This is a genomic window from Brucella sp. MAB-22, assembly GCF_025908475.1.
GTDB lineage: Bacteria > Pseudomonadota > Alphaproteobacteria > Rhizobiales > Rhizobiaceae > Brucella > Brucella anthropi.
Window position 1 is genome coordinate 1,102,441 of the sequence record NZ_CP109781.1, and the last position, 15,392, is coordinate 1,117,832.

Genomic DNA, 15,392 nt, shown 5'->3' on the forward strand with positions numbered 1-15,392 from the left:
GTATTGAAACTTGCACGAAAACAAGCCCTCATTGTGAGGAATGGGCCTCCGTTTGTCGATTTGTTGACAATGATGCAAGATCGCCGCGCAGAGTGGAAGGCTGTGCCCGATCTTTCCGTTTCGCTGTCACGACCCGAAAATCAGCATTGCCGATATAAACATCATGACGGCGACGATCACCGACGACGCTGAAAGTGCGCGACGAAGATAGTGCTTGAGCGCAGTATTGTTCTTGAACGAGACCATGGAGGCAATGGATTTCGTTAACTGGTAGAGAGCGAGATAGAGGACAATCGAGATTAGCCCGATCGTCCATCCAAACTGCACCGTCTGGCTGGGATGCCCCGGCACACCTAGAATCCAGGGCAAGACCAGAAGTCCGCAGATCAGAGCCATCAGATCAGGAAACCGGCTTACAGCCAGCTTTATCGTATTGCGGGCAAATATCGATAAACGCACATATTCCTCATGGAATGGCCCGGTCGAAGCCGGGCCAGCTTGATTAGCGAACCAGAATATTCCGGAATTGCCACGGATCCTTGGTATCGAGGTCTTCCTTGAACAGATGGCCGCGACCTTCCAGCGGTGTCCAATCGGTGTAATAACCGTTCAACGGACCCAGATATTGCATCTGGACTTCAAGGCAACGGCGGTAATCCATCTCGTCGGTCTCGACGATGCCGCTGTGCGGATTCTCCAGCGCCCAGACCATGCCCGCCAGAACGGCTGAGGAAACCTGCAGGCCAGTCGCGTTCTGATAAGGCGCAAGTTTGCGCGCTTCCTCTACGGTCAACTGCGAGCCGTACCAATAGGCATTCTTGTCGTGGCCATAGAGCAGCACGCCAAGTTCATCGCTGCCGTCCAGAATTTCATGCTCTTCCAGAACGTGCTGCACCGGCTGTGCCTTGCCGCTTGCGCCGAACATTTCATCAAGGGCCAGAATGGCGTCATTGCTCGGGTGATAGGCGTAGTGACAGGTCAGGCGGAAATCGAGCTTGCCCTTCTTGTCGCGCAGCGTGAAAAAATCGGCGATGGAGATCGCTTCATTGTGGGTGACGAGCAAGCCATATTGCGCACCGAGCGTCGGACACCAGGTACGAATACGGGTATTGCCGCCCGGCTGTTCAAGGAAAATTGCGGCCTTGTTGCCCTTCTTCTGCTTGCGGGCATTCTTGGGCATCCATTTTTCATGGCTGCCCCAGCCAAGCTCTGCCGGTTGCAGGCCTTCGGCGATGAACCCTTCGACGGACCATGTATTCCAGAATGTGTTGAAAGGTTTCGGCTCTTTTGCGCGTTGAGTATCGCGTTCGGCGATGTGGATACCCCTGACGCCGGCTTTTTTCATCAGTTTCGCCCAGCCGTGGCGATCATCCGCTGCCGGTTCGGTGAAATCGAGCTTCAGTTCAGTCGCAAGATCGACGAGCGCTTTCTTGACGAACCACGAGACCATGCCCGGATTGGCGCCGCAGCAGGAAACCGCGGTCGTGCCACCGGGATTCTTGCGCTTTTCAGCGCGCACCGTTTCGCGCAGCGCATAATTGGTGCGCGAGGCATTGTCAGCTTCTTCATCGAAATAGAAGCCGAGCCAGGGTTCCACCACGGTGTCGATATAAAGCGCGCCATGCTCTCGGGCGGAACGCATCAGATCGAGTGATCCGGTATCGACCGAAAGATTGACGATGAAAGGCTGGCCTTCCGTTTCTTTCAAGAGAGGTCCAAGAACCTTCTTGTAGTTGTCCTTGGTGATTGCTTCCTTGATGAAGCGGATGCCCTTGTCATCGAGGATTTTGCGATTGGCTTCGCTCGGATCGATAACGACCATGCGCGACTTGTCGAATTTGAAATGACGTTCAATCAGCGGCAGGGTACCGCGCCCGATCGACCCAAAGCCGATCATGATGACGGGGCCGGTTATCTCGCCATAGACTTGCCATTTCGCTTTCGCCATTTTCTTCCTCTGAGGTGCCGCAGAATTGCGGTGTTGGGTTATCCTTAGCCCGATTTAGCTTATGCGCGGGAACGATAACACAACTTCATAGAAAGAAAGAAACGTCACAAGCCTATGACATCAATACATGTTTAATGCGGATTGGCTTTTTAAGCCTCGATTAGCTGTGCCCGGATCATACCGCGCAGCGAATTGCCGACGAGAATGTTGCGCGCATTTTTGAGCGTTTCGACGGTAACGATACCCTCTTCGACAACATTGTTGTTCAGCAATTCACGGCGCAGAACCCCGTCGAGGAGGCCGCATGACAGGGCGGGCGTCGTGCAGGTCGTGCCGCCTACATCGAGAAATATCGACGTAATGGTTCCCTCACAGACTTCGCCGCGATCATTGAGCAGGATGACTTCGTCGATCTCTGCCGTTGAATACTCTTCGCGTGCTGCGATATAGGCCTGCCGTCGCGTCGTCTTGTGGCGCAACAGAGTATCATTGTGATCAAGGTGCGTGCGGGCAATCGCGATTCGCCAGATCGTCTGGCAGGAGAGTGGTTCAAAAGGCATGGTCGAGACGGTGGTCACGCCATCGGGCGCAAGTGTCAGCCGCAGCTTCAGGGCCTGCTCACCGGTTCCGCTTTCGGAAACCTTCTGCCGGACAGCTTCCATATTGCAGGAAAAACCGAGTTCACGGGCGGAATTTTCGAGGCGCGCCATATGCAAATCGAAGCGTAAAACGCCCGAGAGCGGCTCCCAGCGCATGGTTTCGATCAGCTGATAATCCGGCTCCATGATCACAGCCTGCGCCCCGTGTGGCTCGACAGTGCCGCGAACCGTGCTTTCAGAAGACATTCCTCGTACTCCGCTTGCGCCGTGGAATCGAAGACCACGCCACCCCCGACGTTGAAGATCGCACGATTTTCATCGAGAAGCGAGATCGTGCGAATGGCAACGTTGAAACGCATCCGCCCGCTTGGCTCGATCCAGCCGAGCGAGCCGCAATAAACGTCGCGCGGCCCGGCCTCCAGTTTACGCAGGATTTCCATGGCGCTGATCTTTGGTGCGCCGGTGATCGAGCCGCACGGGAAAAGGGCTGCAAAGAGCGTGCGCAGCGGCAGGTTTTCTTTCAGTCTGGCCCGCACGCGGCTGATCATCTGGTGGACGGTGGGATAGGTTTCGATGCGGAAGAGTTCCGGCACGTCGAGCGATCCCACTTCGCTGACAAGCGAAATATCGTTGCGAAGCAGATCAACGATCATACGGTTTTCGGCCTGATTCTTCGGATCGTTCAGCAGAAACTGGCGGTTCTGCTTGTCTTCTTCAGGCGTCGCACCGCGGGGCATGGTGCCTTTCATCGGATGGGTTTCAATCCACCCGTCGCCGTCGACTTCAAAGAAAAGTTCCGGCGAGCGCGACAGGACAACCGGTCCACCAAGATCGCAATAGGTCGCGTAGCGAACCGGCTGACGTTTTGCGAGCATGTTGAACAGGATCAGCGGATCGCCGCCCCATTCCGCATGGATCGGAAATGTGAGGTTGCCCTGATAGCAATCGCCTTCGCGCAAGTGCTGGTGCAAGCGTTCGAAGCGGGGCGCATAGTCGTCAAACGACCATTGCTCGACCGGATCGCGCAGAAAGGTGGCATTGTCTTCGCTGCGCCCGTGCATCGATTGGTCGGAAGGGCCATCGAACACGCCGAAGCAGAGAAGCGGGGCATTGCGTCCCTCTGGCAGCAACGGCTTCAGCTTGGGTTCGAGAAGATAGCCGGCTTCATAGGATAGATAACCCGCAAGCCATTTTCCGGCATTATGGGCCGCCTGCATCGCATCCCATGCGGGTTCAAATTCATCAGGTGTGTCGGCGCGAATGATCGATGAGGGGGCCGTGAAAAGCACATCGCGGCCCGCCTTGTCATCCCGGAACAGGATAAGCGGCTTATTGCTTTGGTGAGTCACGCAAGTGCTCAGTCTTCCATGGCTTCAAGCTCGTCGATGATGCCTTCGATCACTGACAGGCCCTTGCTCCAGAAATCCGGATCGCTTGCATCCAGACCGAACGGCGCAAGCAATTCCTTGTGGTGCTTGGTGCCGCCAGCCTTCAGCATGTCGAAATATTTCTGCTGGAAGCCCTTTTCCGAGTTCTGGTAGACCGCATAAAGCGAGTTCACCAGACAATCGCCGAAAGCATAGGCATAGACATAGAACGGTGAATGGATGAAGTGGGGGATATAGGTCCAGAAGGTCTCGTAACCCGGATTGAGATTGACGGCATCGCCAAGGCTTTCGCGCTGCACATCCATCCAGATTTCGCCGATGCGTTCTGCGGTCAGTTCGCCTTCGCGGCGCTCGGTGTGGACGCGACGTTCGAACTGGTAGAAGGCTATCTGGCGCACGACCGTATTGATCATGTCTTCAGCCTTCTGGGCCAGCATGGCCTTGCGTTCGCGCTTGTCCTTCGTCCGCTCCAAAAGCGAGCGGAAGGTCAGCATTTCGCCGAAGACCGAGGCGGTTTCGGCGAGCGTCAGCGGGGTTGAGGCCATCAGCGCGCCCTGACCGCCAGCCAGAATCTGATGCACGCCGTGACCAAGCTCATGGGCAAGCGTCATCACATCGCGCGGCTTGCCCATATAGTTGAGCAGCACATAAGGATGCGCAGACGGCACGGTCGGATGCGCGAAAGCGCCCGGCGCCTTGCCGGGGCGCACCGGCGCGTCAATCCAGTTCTTGTCGAAGAAATCCTTGGCGATTGCGGCCATTTCCGGCGCGAAATTGCCATAGGCGGACAGCACCGTTTCACGCGCTTCATCCCACGAGATAAGCGCCTGCGGCGTTTCCGGCAGCGGCGCGTTGCGATCCCAGTTTTCAAGCTTTTCGAGGCCGAGCCATTTGGCTTTCAGGGCATAATAACGGTGCGAAAGGCGTGGATAGGCGTCTTCCACCGCCTTGGCCAGCGCGTCCACCACTTCCCGCTCGACGCGGTTGGCAAGGTGGCGGCTGTCGGCAATATCCTGAAAACCGCGCCAGCGATCGGAGATTTCCTTGTCCTTGGCGAGCGTGTTGGTGATCAGCGTGAATGTGCGCAGATTGGCGGCAAAAGTCTTTGCCAGTGCATCGGAGGCTTTTTTACGCACGGCCCCATCGGCGTCCTGAAGCATGTTCAGCGTCGGCTCGATGCTGAGTTCCTTGCCATCGATTTCAAAGCGAAGCCCTGACATCGTTTCATCGAACAGCCGGTTCCAGGCGCTGTAGCCGGTAATCGACTTTTCATGGAAGAGCTGCTCCAGCTTGTCATCAAGCTGGTACGGCTTGTCCATACGCAGATCGGTCAGCCATGGGCGGTAATGGCCAATGGCCGCATTGTCGCTCATCGCCTTTTCGAGAACTGCATCCTCGATGCGGTTCAGTTCAAGGCCGAAGAAAATGAGATGGGTGCTGGCGTCGGTCAGCTTCTGCTGTACGTCGCCGAAAAGCTTCATGCGCTTCGGGTCGGACGTGTCACCATAATAGTAGAGGCCCGCGAAGGAGCCGATACGGCCCATCAGCTCATCGAGAGCCTCGAATTCCCTGATTGCATCGACAAAATTGCCGCCATTGGTCTTGGCTGCTTCGTCGCCGAGCTTGCCTTTCCAGTGTTTCTCGAAGACTGCAGCGTCCTTCATCGCCTTTTCGATATCGTTTTTCAGTTCTGCGCTGTCCGCAGACGGATAAAGATCGCCCAGATTCCATTCCGGCAGGTTGCCGAGGTCAGTCGTTTCGGCAGCAACCGCATCACTGGCCGGTGCGTGCAAAACCTTGTTGAAGGAAACGGATTCTGAAAAGCGGGTCATGAACATTCTCCAAGAGCATTTCCAGAAAAAGTGCGAAACGGTTTTTCGTCGGATAATGCGTACAAACAAAGAGATAGAGCGGTTCCACGATTCCGCGTTAACCGGAACCGCTCTACTAGGCCTCTTCTCGCATGTCTTGCCAGGATCGCCAAGAGGTGGGAAAAGCGCCTCGAAATTTTGTGATGGCCTGTCCCGTGGTAGATTGCAGAAAAGCAAATACCTGAATCAGGAAGTGGATTCAGGATACAATTTTTGTGAATGGGACGCTTAGGTACATTTAGTACCTTGCATTCGACGAAGGCTTGCCTCCAAATAACGCGCCTGGAATATGAGACATTTAAACTGTTTAAGTATTTTGGGCGTGGGAACTCCATAGGTTGATGATAGCTGTTAATGGCCACGCGCATACTCATAGCGGATGACGATCCGATTCATCGGCGCAATCTTGAAGCGATAGTCATGCGCATGGGCTATCGGACCATTCTTGCTGACGGTGGAGCAAGCGCACTCGGTTTCGTAAGCCAGCGTAAGGACATCGTCCTGATGCTGCTTGATCTATCGATGCCGGACATGGATGGCCTGACCGTTTTGCGCCGGATGCGCGAAGCTGGAAATAATGTTCCCGTTATCGTTCTCGTTCAGAATGATGATCTCCAGCCGGTTCTGCAGGCAACGAAAATGGGCGCGGTCGATTTTGTGACCAAGCCGGTCGCCTTCGAGCGTGTGCAGGTTTCGGTTTCCAATGTTCTGAAGATCGATGCGCTGACGCAGGAAATCCGCCGCGCTCGCTCATCCCTGAAAGCTCATCTGACACTTTCCGACATGGCGATCAAAAGCCCGGAAATGGAGCGGGTCAGCATTCTGGCACGTCGTGCTTCGGCGCTGGATGCACCGCTTCTGATCGAGGGAGAGCCCGGCAGCGGCAAGGAAACACTGGCGCGCGCTATTTGCAGTGGCGGTGCCCGCTGGCGCGGCCCTTTCGTGGCCGTCGATTGCCGTACCTTGACCGTCGACAATGCCGACGAAGTTTTCTTCGGCGTTTCGACCGCGCGGCGCGATCGCCGCGATGATGACGCCATTCGCAGTCTTGGAAAGCTTGCGGAAGCCGATGGTGGCACACTTTTCCTGGATGAGGTGGGTGCGCTGCCACGCCACACGCAAATCAAGCTTTTTGCCGCCATGCAGTCCGGCCAGTTTGAGGCCGGCGGGGGAGGCGAGCGCGCGCTGTCTAACGCCCGCATCATGGCATCGAACAGCCGTCCTTTGGCGGATCTCGTCCATATGGGGCGTTTCCATGCAGGGCTTTACCATCTGCTCGGCTCCTTTGCTATTGCTATGCCGTCGTTGCGCAACCGTCTGGAGGATATTCCGATCCTGCTGCATCAGTTCATGATGCGTTATGTCAGCGAAGAGCGGATGGGGCACATCACCGGCATCACCACCCATGCGCTGGAAAAGCTGAAGACCTATCATTGGCCCGGCAATGTGCGGGAGCTGAAAAATGCCGTTTATCGTGCCGTGCTTCTCTGCGAGACTGGCGAACTGACAGCGGCCGATTTCGCACAGATCGGTGCGGGGGCTGAGGTCGCAAGGGCAACACAGCAATCTGCCCGGTTCAACCTTGTCGACCAAGATCCGACGGTGAGTGGTCAGTCAGGCTTGTTCAGCGGGATCGACGGAGCAGGCGAGGTGCGCACCCTTGCCGCAGCCGAAGAAGAAATGATCCGGTTTGCGATCGCCCATTATGACGGGCAAATCAGTGAAGTTGCCCGTCGTTTGGGCATTGGAAGAACCACACTTTACCGGAAGCTGAAGGAATATGGCATCGATGTGACGTCGATTTCCGGCAAGGGGCCGGGTGCCGATGAGGAGGGGGAAACGACCCCTTTCAACCGTGCTGCCAGTTGATGAAACTATGCGTAACCAATTGAATTTTAGTCGTTTATAATAGATTGGCTGTCACGCTTGGCAGGTACTGTTGCCGATTAAAGACTGTTAATAATTTTTTAACCATGACAAAAATAGATGCGCGTGTGTGGCTTTTTTGCCATGGTGTTTCCTCATTTGTTGTTCACTAAGCGTCCATTAACCATTAAATCCGACAATCGGAGCTCGAGCGGAACTGGGACGCAGGCTTTTTGTGGCACCACAAAGAAAGTCCCGAGGGATGCCTGGAGAATGCTTCTGGGGCGGAAAAACGGTAAGGCGATACGATTCGATGAACAGCATATCGACCATTAAAGCGCGCTTTGCGAAGGTTTGGACCGGGATGAAGGCATCTATGTCCGTTCCGTCTGCCCTTGCCGCTGCTGCGGTTCTCATGGCGCTGTCTCCTTCGCAGGCTTCGGCTGAAACCCGCTCTCTCAAGCTTTATTACGTTCACACCGGTGAAAAAGCGGAAATCGTCTTCAAGAGAAACGGTCGCTTTGACGCCCAGGGTTTGAAGAAGCTGAACGTTTTCCTGCGAGACTGGCGCCGCAACGAGCCGACCAAGATGGACCCGCGCCTGTTCGATCTGGTCTGGCAGGTCTATCGCTCTACTGGGTCGAGCCAGTATATCACCGTCGTTTCCGCTTATCGTTCACCGGCCACCAATGCCATGCTGCGCTCGCGTTCCGCGAAGACCGGCGTTGCCAAGAAGAGCCAGCATATGCTCGGCCGGGCGATGGACTTCTATATTCCTGGCGTACCTCTGGCAAAATTGCGCGGCATCGGCATGCGCTATCAGATCGGTGGCGTCGGTTATTATCCGCGTTCCGGCTCGCCATTCGTCCACATGGATGTTGGCAATGTTCGCTCCTGGCCGCGCATGAGCCGCCGCGAACTGCTCGCACTCTTCCCGGATGGCAAGACCGCTCACCTTCCCGCAGACGGCAAGCCGTTGCCGGGCTATGAGCAGGCATTGGCCATGATCGAGAAGCGCAAGGCCGGTGGCGGCGAGATCTTGATGGCCAGCAATTCCGCGCCGCGTCGCAGCAAGAGCCTGTTCGGTGCGCTGTTTGGCGGCGGTGCCGATGAAGAAGAAGACACTGGTGATGTGAGCGCCCCGCCGGCGACGGCACGGCCGGCTCGCGCCGCGCCTGCGCGTCAGGCTCCGGCAGCCGTTCCGGAAGAGCCGGTCCAGCAGCCGCGTGAAACCATGGTTGCTGCTCTGCCTGCCCGCGATGCTCCGCTTCCGGTACAAGCACCGCGTCCGGAAACGGGCCTTGATGCACAGGCTCAGGCCGCAGCCGAAGTCCCGGTCGCCGCACTAAACGTTCCTATCCCAGCTCGCAAACCCGCAATGGCGCCACAGGATGCCGTTGCACTCGCCGCAGCCGAACCTGCCGCCGATGCGGCAGCTGCCGCCCGTGCCGCCGTGGATGCGAATACGGTTCAGGTTGCCGATGCTGGCACGCCTTCGCCGCTGATGAATGGTTTTGTGCCAATCCCGTCGGCTCGCCCGCAGCTTGAAACGGATAATATGCAGCTTGCAGCTGCAGTGGTGCCGTCAGCGCGTCCGACGCGTCCGGGTGAAAGCCCTGCTACAAACGGTCAGGATGCGATTGCCGCGCTGGTCAATAGCCAGCAGGCCGAACCGACACAGCTTGCCGATGCAGGCAATGCGGCTGTGCCGCAGCCGGGCGAAACGGCAGCGTTCCCGCTGCCGAAGGAAGCGCCGCGTGCCAACACGCAGCTTGCCCTGCTTTCCAAGAGGGATGAGATCGGCGAACTGATCGCACCGCCTTCTGACGATTATTACGACAGCAAGCCGGTTGCAGACGCTGCGCCAAAACAGGCTCCGGCAGCTGTGCAGACAGCTTCGGTTGCCCGCACGGCACCGGCAAAGCCGACAGCCACTGCTTCTGCCGCAGTCCATAAACAGGTCGCAGCGATTGGCAAGGCAGCCGAGACGGGCGTTCGTACCACCGCGAAGGGCGGACGTTATGTAGCCAAGGCCCAGTCCAAGCCGCGTGCAGTTGTCCAGCCTGCGGTGATGCCAACTTCGGAAGTAGCCATGTCGACGGAATCGGTGTCGAGCGCCATACCGGTGACCAATCCGGTCCTCCGCAATGATGCGATGCGCTCCGCACCGGCCATGGTCTACACGGCAGGTTTCCAGCGTGGCAATCTGCCGACCGAACGCGCCAACCAGTTCAGCGGCAATGCCGTTACCTTCCTGACGGTGGCCAAGTTCACGGAAACCAACTGATCGCCATCCAAACGATGACAAACCAAAAGAAAAGGGGCCTTCGAGGCCCCTTTTTACATCCCATATGAGCTTACTCAGCTTTTCAGATCAGCTGCTTCGCTTGCAAGGTCGGTGATTGCATCCCAGTCGCCAGCCTCGACGAGTTCTTTCGGTGCAACCCACGAGCCGCCGACACAGACGACGTTCGGCAGCGACAGGTAATTCCTGGCGTTTGCAAGGCTGATGCCGCCTGTCGGGCAGAAGAAGGTTCCGGCCAGCGGAGAGGACAGCGCCTTCAGGAACGATGCGCCGCCAGCCTGTTCAGCGGGGAAGAATTTCAAATGGGTATAGCCTTCCTCGCGGAGCGCCAGCATTTCGCTCGGTGTGATGGCGGCGGGCAGAAGTGGCACGTCGCTGTCATTGGCGGCAGCGACGATGTATTTCGTTGCGCCGGGGCTGACGATGAAGCGCGAACCAGCCTTCGCTGCATCCTCATATTGTTTGGCATTGAGGATCGTCCCGGCACCGACGATTGCTTCCGGCACTTCCGATGCGACCGCGCGGATGGCATCGAGTGCCGCAGCCGTGCGCAGGGTGATTTCGATGGCGGGCAATCCGCCTTTGGCAAGCGCGCGTGCCAGCGGAACAGCATGTTCCACCTTGTCGATCAACAGAACCGGAATGACCGGCTGGCCTGTCATGATGGGGACGAGAAGATCGGTTTTCTGGGACATCGGCTTGCTCGGCTGTTTGAGTGGATAAATCGATTTAAATCTCCTTCGTCGGTTTGTCCACCATTGAAGAAGGCTTGATCACGCGGCTCTTTTAAAGTTCTCAAGCCGCTTTTGCCAGCGCTGATAGGCTTCGGCCATGCGTTTGTCATATTCGTTGCGGGCGAAAGCCGGACCGTTATAGCGTCGGGCGAACTCGCGCCAGTTACGGGCCTTCAGCACGTCGAGAAGCTCTGCCTTTTCGATGAAGCGCAGCATCAGCCGCGCCTGCCCGGCAATCGATCCGCGTGCTTCCGCCACAAGTTCATCGACGGTGGCATAACCAAGCCATTCCCAATGCGCACCCATAACCTGCCCCAGCCCCCAGGAGGTGGATTCGAGCGCTGCCTTTTTGCTCAAGCCCATCGCACGTTCAAGCAGAAGCCAGCGCGCAGCTTGCGATTTCGGATTGCGTATCTGGCCTGCAACTGGTGCCGACAGGCCGTTGGTTCTGGCATAGTCGCGTAGACGACCGGACAGCCTGCGGTCAAAATAATGCCCTTCGAACCGGATGGCCGGTTCTTTGCCTCCGCTGATATCGAATAGCGCCTTCCCGCCGCTTTCCACTTCCGCAATTGCCAGCAAAGCCGCCGGGTTAATCTCCGTCTCATCTGCCATTGTCGTCAGGGCTGCAATTGTCTGGCTGTCGAACATATCTCTCTCCTCGAAAAGTGGTCTTCGAGGCGGATTTTGGGGCGTCTTGGTCGCATGAGGATAAAGTTGACTTGAATTCGCCGTTTGTGGGGATTAGTTGCGGGATAGTTTTCAAAGAAGATAGAACCGATGAGCAATTTGCCTTTCACCGTTGCCGCCCTTTATTGCTTTGCGCCGCTCCCGCAATATGAAAGCCTGCGCGAGCCGCTTGCCAAGCTTTGCTGCTCGAATGGCATCAAGGGAACGCTGCTTCTGGCGGCGGAAGGCATCAACGGGACGGTTGCAGGCACACCCCAGGCAATTGAAAAGCTGGTGCAGCACATCACGGCTATCCCCGGTCTGGCTGACCCGGAGCTCAAATATTCCCATGCGACCGAAATGCCGTTCCATCGCATGAAGGTGCGGCTGAAGCGTGAGATCGTCACCATGGGTGTCGATGGTATCGATCCGCTGAAAAGCGTCGGCACCTATATCGCGCCGCAGGACTGGAACGCACTCATCGCCGATGAGAACACCGTCGTGGTCGATACGCGCAACGATTATGAATATGCCATCGGCACATTCGAAGGGGCGCTTGATCCGCAGACCAAGACTTTTCGCGAGTTCCCCGAATGGGTCGAGCAGAACCGCGACAAGCTGGAAGGCAAGAAGATCGCCATGTTCTGCACAGGCGGTATTCGCTGCGAAAAGGCAACGGCCTTCGTCAAGGGGCTGGGCTTCGACGATGTCTTTCATCTAAAGGGCGGTATCCTGAAATATCTTGAGGAAGTTCCGCGTGAAGACAGCATGTGGAACGGCGAGTGCTTCGTGTTCGACGAGCGCGTGGCCGTGGGCCATGGCCTTGCTGAAAGCGATGTCGAACTGTGCCGTGCCTGCCGCCGCCCGATTTCGCCGGAGGACAAGCTTTCACAGTTTTTCGAGGAAGGCGTTTCCTGTGCCGGTTGTTATGACGAGCGCACGCCGGAAGATCGCGCCCGCTACGCAGAACGCCAGAAGCAGGTGAAGCTCGCCGAAATGCGTGGGGCGCACAAGCACATCGGCAGTTGACGCAATTTGCGGCAATGCTCTAAAGCGCATCCCGAAAAGTGTGAAACGGTTTCGGACAAGATGCGCGTCAGAACAAAACAATAGAGCATTTCCAATGTTTTAATCAAAACAGAAAATGCTCTATTGCCGCATGCATCCCCACAGGGCTGGTCAAACAGATTTCATCCCATTATGGTGGCTCTGGTTCCGGAACGATCTGAATTCGTTACGGAATTTGGGCGGCTTTTGCATGGACGCCCGTGCATCAAGGGTTTGACGGCATCCGGGTCGCGTTTGCCTCCATCACACCCATCATCGCAAGTCGGGGCATAGGAAATCTCCAATGCTCATACAGAAACAGCGCCGGTTTTCCGGCGGATGATGGTTTGCCTGTCGTCGCAGGCAATATGGAGGATATTCATGAAGAAACTGATCGCCGCATTTCTCATCACCGTTGCTGCGGGTGCCGCCTCGGTTGCCCATGCTGCCGAGAAGGTGACTGTTTTCGCTGCCGCCAGCATGAAAGACGTTATCGAAGAAGCTGCCAAGCAGATGAAGGCCAAGGACGGTACCGAAGTGGTCGCGTCGTTTGCATCTTCGTCGGTTCTGGCCAAGCAGATTGAGCAGGGCGCTCCGGCGCAGATTTTCATTTCCGCCGATCTCGACTGGATGGATTATGTCGAAAAGGCCGATGCCATCGACAAGGCTTCACGCAAGGTGATCGCCGGCAATGCGCTGGTGATTGCAACGCAGAAAGACACGCCGAAGGGTGACGCCAAGGAGCTTTTGAGCGCCGGTCGTTTTGCCATGGGTGACCCGTCGAATGTCCCGGCGGGCAAATACGGCAAGGCAGCGCTTGAAAAGCTCAACATTTGGAAAGACGTCGAGAAGAATGGCGTGTTTGCCGAGAATGTTCGCGTTGCGCTGCAATATGTCAGCCGCGCGGAAGTGAAGGCGGCCATCGTCTACGCGTCGGACCGTGCCGCAGCACCGGAACTGGTCGAAGCTTATCGCTTCCCGGCAAGCAGCCACGCCCCGATCCTTTACCCGGCGGCACTTGTTGCGAAGAACGAAACCGATGCCGCCAAGGCTTTCTTGGCTTTCCTTGAAAGCGATGCCGGTCAGGCGATCATCAAGGAAAAGGGCTTTGTGGGAGCTGCGGAGGCTGCTGAATAATGATGGCCAAAGATGATTGAGAGTAATGTCTGGCAGATTGTGTCTCTGTCGCTCCGGGTTGCCGGAATAGCCATCATTGTTGCGCTGCCAGTTGCCTTTATCGTCGCCTGGATTCTTGCCCGGTTCAATTTTCCGGGCAAGTCTCTGGCGCAGGCTATCGTCACCATGCCGCTGGTCCTGCCGCCGGTGGTGACGGGCTATCTGCTTTTGATCCTGTTTGGCGCGCGGGGTGCTCTGGGAGCGCCTTTGCAGGAATTGTTCGGTCTTTCCTTTGCCTTTCGCTGGACGGGCGCCGCCCTTGCCGCCGGTGTCATGGCGTTTCCGTTGCTCGTCCGGCCGATCCGGCTTTCGATAGAGGGGCTGGATCGGGGACTTGAGGAAGCGGCGCGCACGCTTGGCGCCAGCCGCTTCACGGCTTTCTTCACGGTCATTCTGCCGCCGTTGCTACCCGGTGTGCTTGCAGGCGCAGTGCTTGGTTTTGCCAAGGCGCTGGGTGAATTCGGTGCTACGATCACATTCGTATCCAACATTCCCGGCGAAACGCAGACCCTTTCGCTTGCCATCTATGCCCTGATGCAGACGCCAACGGGTGATGCCGAAGCATTCCGTCTGATTGCCATATCTGCAGCTATCTCAATTGCCGCCGTGGTCCTTTCCGAGTGGTTGCAGCGCAGGCTTGCGGGAGCGACAAAATGAGCGGGCTTGCTGTCTCGATCAAAGGGCGCAATGGCAGGTTTCCTGTCGAGGCCGATTTCGCCGCCGACTGGGGCGTGACTGCATTGTTTGGCCATTCGGGCGCCGGCAAGACGACGCTTCTGAAAATGATTGCCGGAACACTCCGTCCGGAGAGCGGACGCATTGCCGTGGGTGACTTCACGCTGTTCGATGCCGAAAAGGGCGTAAATCTACCACCGGAAAAGCGCCGCATCGGCTATGTGTTTCAGGAAGCGCGGTTGTTTCCGCATATGAGCGTGAAGCGGAACCTGACTTATGCGCGTTGGGCCGGGCACAGGCAGGCGACACGGAGCTTTGACGAGGTGGTGGCGCTGCTCGGCATTGATGATCTTCTCGACAGGCGGCCATCGACGCTTTCCGGCGGCGAACGCCAGCGTGTCGCTATCGGTCGCGCGCTGTTGTCTGATCCCGCACTTCTTTTGCTGGACGAGCCGCTTTCTTCACTCGACCATGCGCGCCGGCAGGAAATTCTGCCCTTCATCGAGCGTCTTCGCGATGAAAGCCACGTGCCGATCGTCTATGTGAGCCATGAAATCGATGAAGTCGCGCGGCTTGCTGACGAAATTGTGCTTCTTTCCGCTGGCCGGGTGACGGCAAGTGGTGCGGCGGCGGATGTGTTTCCGCTGATCGACGCCGAGGGCGAGGGCGGTGGCGTGCTGTTGGAGGGTATGGTTTCGTCTTATGACGAGCGCTACAAACTGGCAGAAATCGATCTCGGTGGCGCGTCGTTCCAGCTCAGCGATGCGGGGCTGGAACAGAATATGCGTGTGCGGCTGCGCGTGCGTGCGCGCGACGTCTCCATCGCACGTAAGGTGCCGGAAGCGATTAGCATCCGCAATGTGCTGCCGGTGACCGTCACTGCCGTTACGGCGGATGATGGCCCGAATGCCTATGTTTCGCTGGACTTTCAGGGACGTCGTCTTGGTGCGCGGCTGACGCGGCGTTCTGTAGATGAACTGGCCCTTCAAACAGGTGACCATGTGGTTGCGCTGGTGAAGGCGGTTTCCGTTGATCGGGCGGCTATTCGGGAAAAATGACGCGGGGACAATAATCCGGTTTTCGCCCCGCTTGTTTTATGCTCCTGTCTCGGCCG

At 57.2% G+C, this 15,392-nt stretch carries 13 protein-coding genes; 6 read left to right on the forward strand and 7 right to left on the reverse strand.

Annotated features, from left to right (window positions below):
* Window positions 1-126 precede the first annotated feature (126 nt).
* The 5 genes from OHI65_RS04895 to OHI65_RS04915 all read right to left on the reverse strand — a co-directional run bounded on the left by OHI65_RS04895 (window position 127) and on the right by OHI65_RS04915 (window position 5,767).
* Entirely contained in the window at window positions 127-459 is a 333-nt protein-coding gene (locus OHI65_RS04895) for a hypothetical protein (RefSeq protein WP_012093557.1), read from the reverse strand.
* 43 nt (window positions 460-502) lie between these two features.
* The gene (locus OHI65_RS04900; protein ID WP_125301799.1) at window positions 503-1,948 is read right to left on the reverse strand and encodes a homospermidine synthase; all 1,446 of its coding nucleotides are present in this window, start codon (window positions 1,946-1,948) and stop codon (window positions 503-505) included.
* A gap of 149 nt (window positions 1,949-2,097) precedes the next feature.
* The gene (locus OHI65_RS04905) at window positions 2,098-2,793 is read right to left on the reverse strand and encodes an aminotransferase class IV family protein (protein ID WP_125301796.1); all 696 of its coding nucleotides are present in this window, start codon (window positions 2,791-2,793) and stop codon (window positions 2,098-2,100) included.
* Window positions 2,736-3,896 carry an aminodeoxychorismate synthase component I gene (locus OHI65_RS04910; RefSeq protein ID WP_125301794.1) on the reverse strand — a complete coding sequence of 387 codons (1,161 nt, stop codon included), beginning with the start codon at window positions 3,894-3,896 and terminating at the stop codon, window positions 2,736-2,738. Before OHI65_RS04910 ends, OHI65_RS04905 begins: the two co-directional genes overlap by 58 nt.
* An 8-nt stretch (window positions 3,897-3,904) precedes the next feature.
* Complete coding sequence (locus OHI65_RS04915; protein WP_125301791.1) at window positions 3,905-5,767, reverse strand: M3 family oligoendopeptidase; 1,863 nt, start codon at window positions 5,765-5,767, stop codon at window positions 3,905-3,907.
* Window positions 5,768-6,160: 393 nt separating this feature from the next.
* Here OHI65_RS04915 and OHI65_RS04920 point away from each other — a divergent pair, with 393 nt between their 5' ends.
* Together OHI65_RS04920 and OHI65_RS04925 are read left to right on the forward strand one after the other, a co-directional pair.
* A complete protein-coding gene (locus OHI65_RS04920) occupies window positions 6,161-7,675 on the forward strand; it encodes a sigma-54-dependent transcriptional regulator (RefSeq protein WP_125301789.1) in 1,515 nt (504 codons plus the stop codon).
* A gap of 361 nt (window positions 7,676-8,036) precedes the next feature.
* On the forward strand, window positions 8,037-9,959 hold the full coding sequence (locus tag OHI65_RS04925) for a DUF882 domain-containing protein (RefSeq protein ID WP_125301786.1): 1,923 nt from the start codon (window positions 8,037-8,039) through the stop codon (window positions 9,957-9,959).
* A 74-nt stretch (window positions 9,960-10,033) separates the two neighbouring features.
* Here the strand turns inward: OHI65_RS04925 and OHI65_RS04930 are convergent, their stop codons facing one another.
* Together OHI65_RS04930 and OHI65_RS04935 are read right to left on the reverse strand one after the other, a co-directional pair.
* The gene (locus tag OHI65_RS04930; RefSeq protein WP_012093548.1) at window positions 10,034-10,672 is read right to left on the reverse strand and encodes a 2-dehydro-3-deoxy-phosphogluconate aldolase; all 639 of its coding nucleotides are present in this window, start codon (window positions 10,670-10,672) and stop codon (window positions 10,034-10,036) included.
* A 78-nt stretch (window positions 10,673-10,750) separates the two neighbouring features.
* A complete protein-coding gene (locus tag OHI65_RS04935) occupies window positions 10,751-11,362 on the reverse strand; it encodes an N-acetylmuramidase family protein (RefSeq protein ID WP_094515857.1) in 612 nt (203 codons plus the stop codon).
* 129 nt (window positions 11,363-11,491) lie between these two features.
* Between OHI65_RS04935 and OHI65_RS04940 the strand changes: the two genes are divergently transcribed.
* The 4 genes from OHI65_RS04940 (at window position 11,492) to modC (ending at window position 15,336) form a co-directional block, all read left to right on the forward strand.
* A complete protein-coding gene (locus tag OHI65_RS04940; RefSeq protein WP_012093546.1) occupies window positions 11,492-12,409 on the forward strand; it encodes a rhodanese-related sulfurtransferase in 918 nt (305 codons plus the stop codon).
* Between the two features lie 399 nt (window positions 12,410-12,808).
* A complete protein-coding gene (gene modA / locus OHI65_RS04945; RefSeq protein WP_125301783.1) occupies window positions 12,809-13,564 on the forward strand; it encodes a molybdate ABC transporter substrate-binding protein in 756 nt (251 codons plus the stop codon).
* A gap of 12 nt (window positions 13,565-13,576) precedes the next feature.
* Window positions 13,577-14,260 carry a molybdate ABC transporter permease subunit gene (gene modB / locus OHI65_RS04950; RefSeq protein WP_012093544.1) on the forward strand — a complete coding sequence of 228 codons (684 nt, stop codon included), beginning with the start codon at window positions 13,577-13,579 and terminating at the stop codon, window positions 14,258-14,260.
* The gene (modC, locus tag OHI65_RS04955) at window positions 14,257-15,336 is read left to right on the forward strand and encodes a molybdenum ABC transporter ATP-binding protein (RefSeq protein WP_012093542.1); all 1,080 of its coding nucleotides are present in this window, start codon (window positions 14,257-14,259) and stop codon (window positions 15,334-15,336) included. The genes modB and modC overlap by 4 nt, the downstream gene beginning before the upstream one ends.
* The last annotated feature ends 56 nt before the right edge of the window (window positions 15,337-15,392 follow it).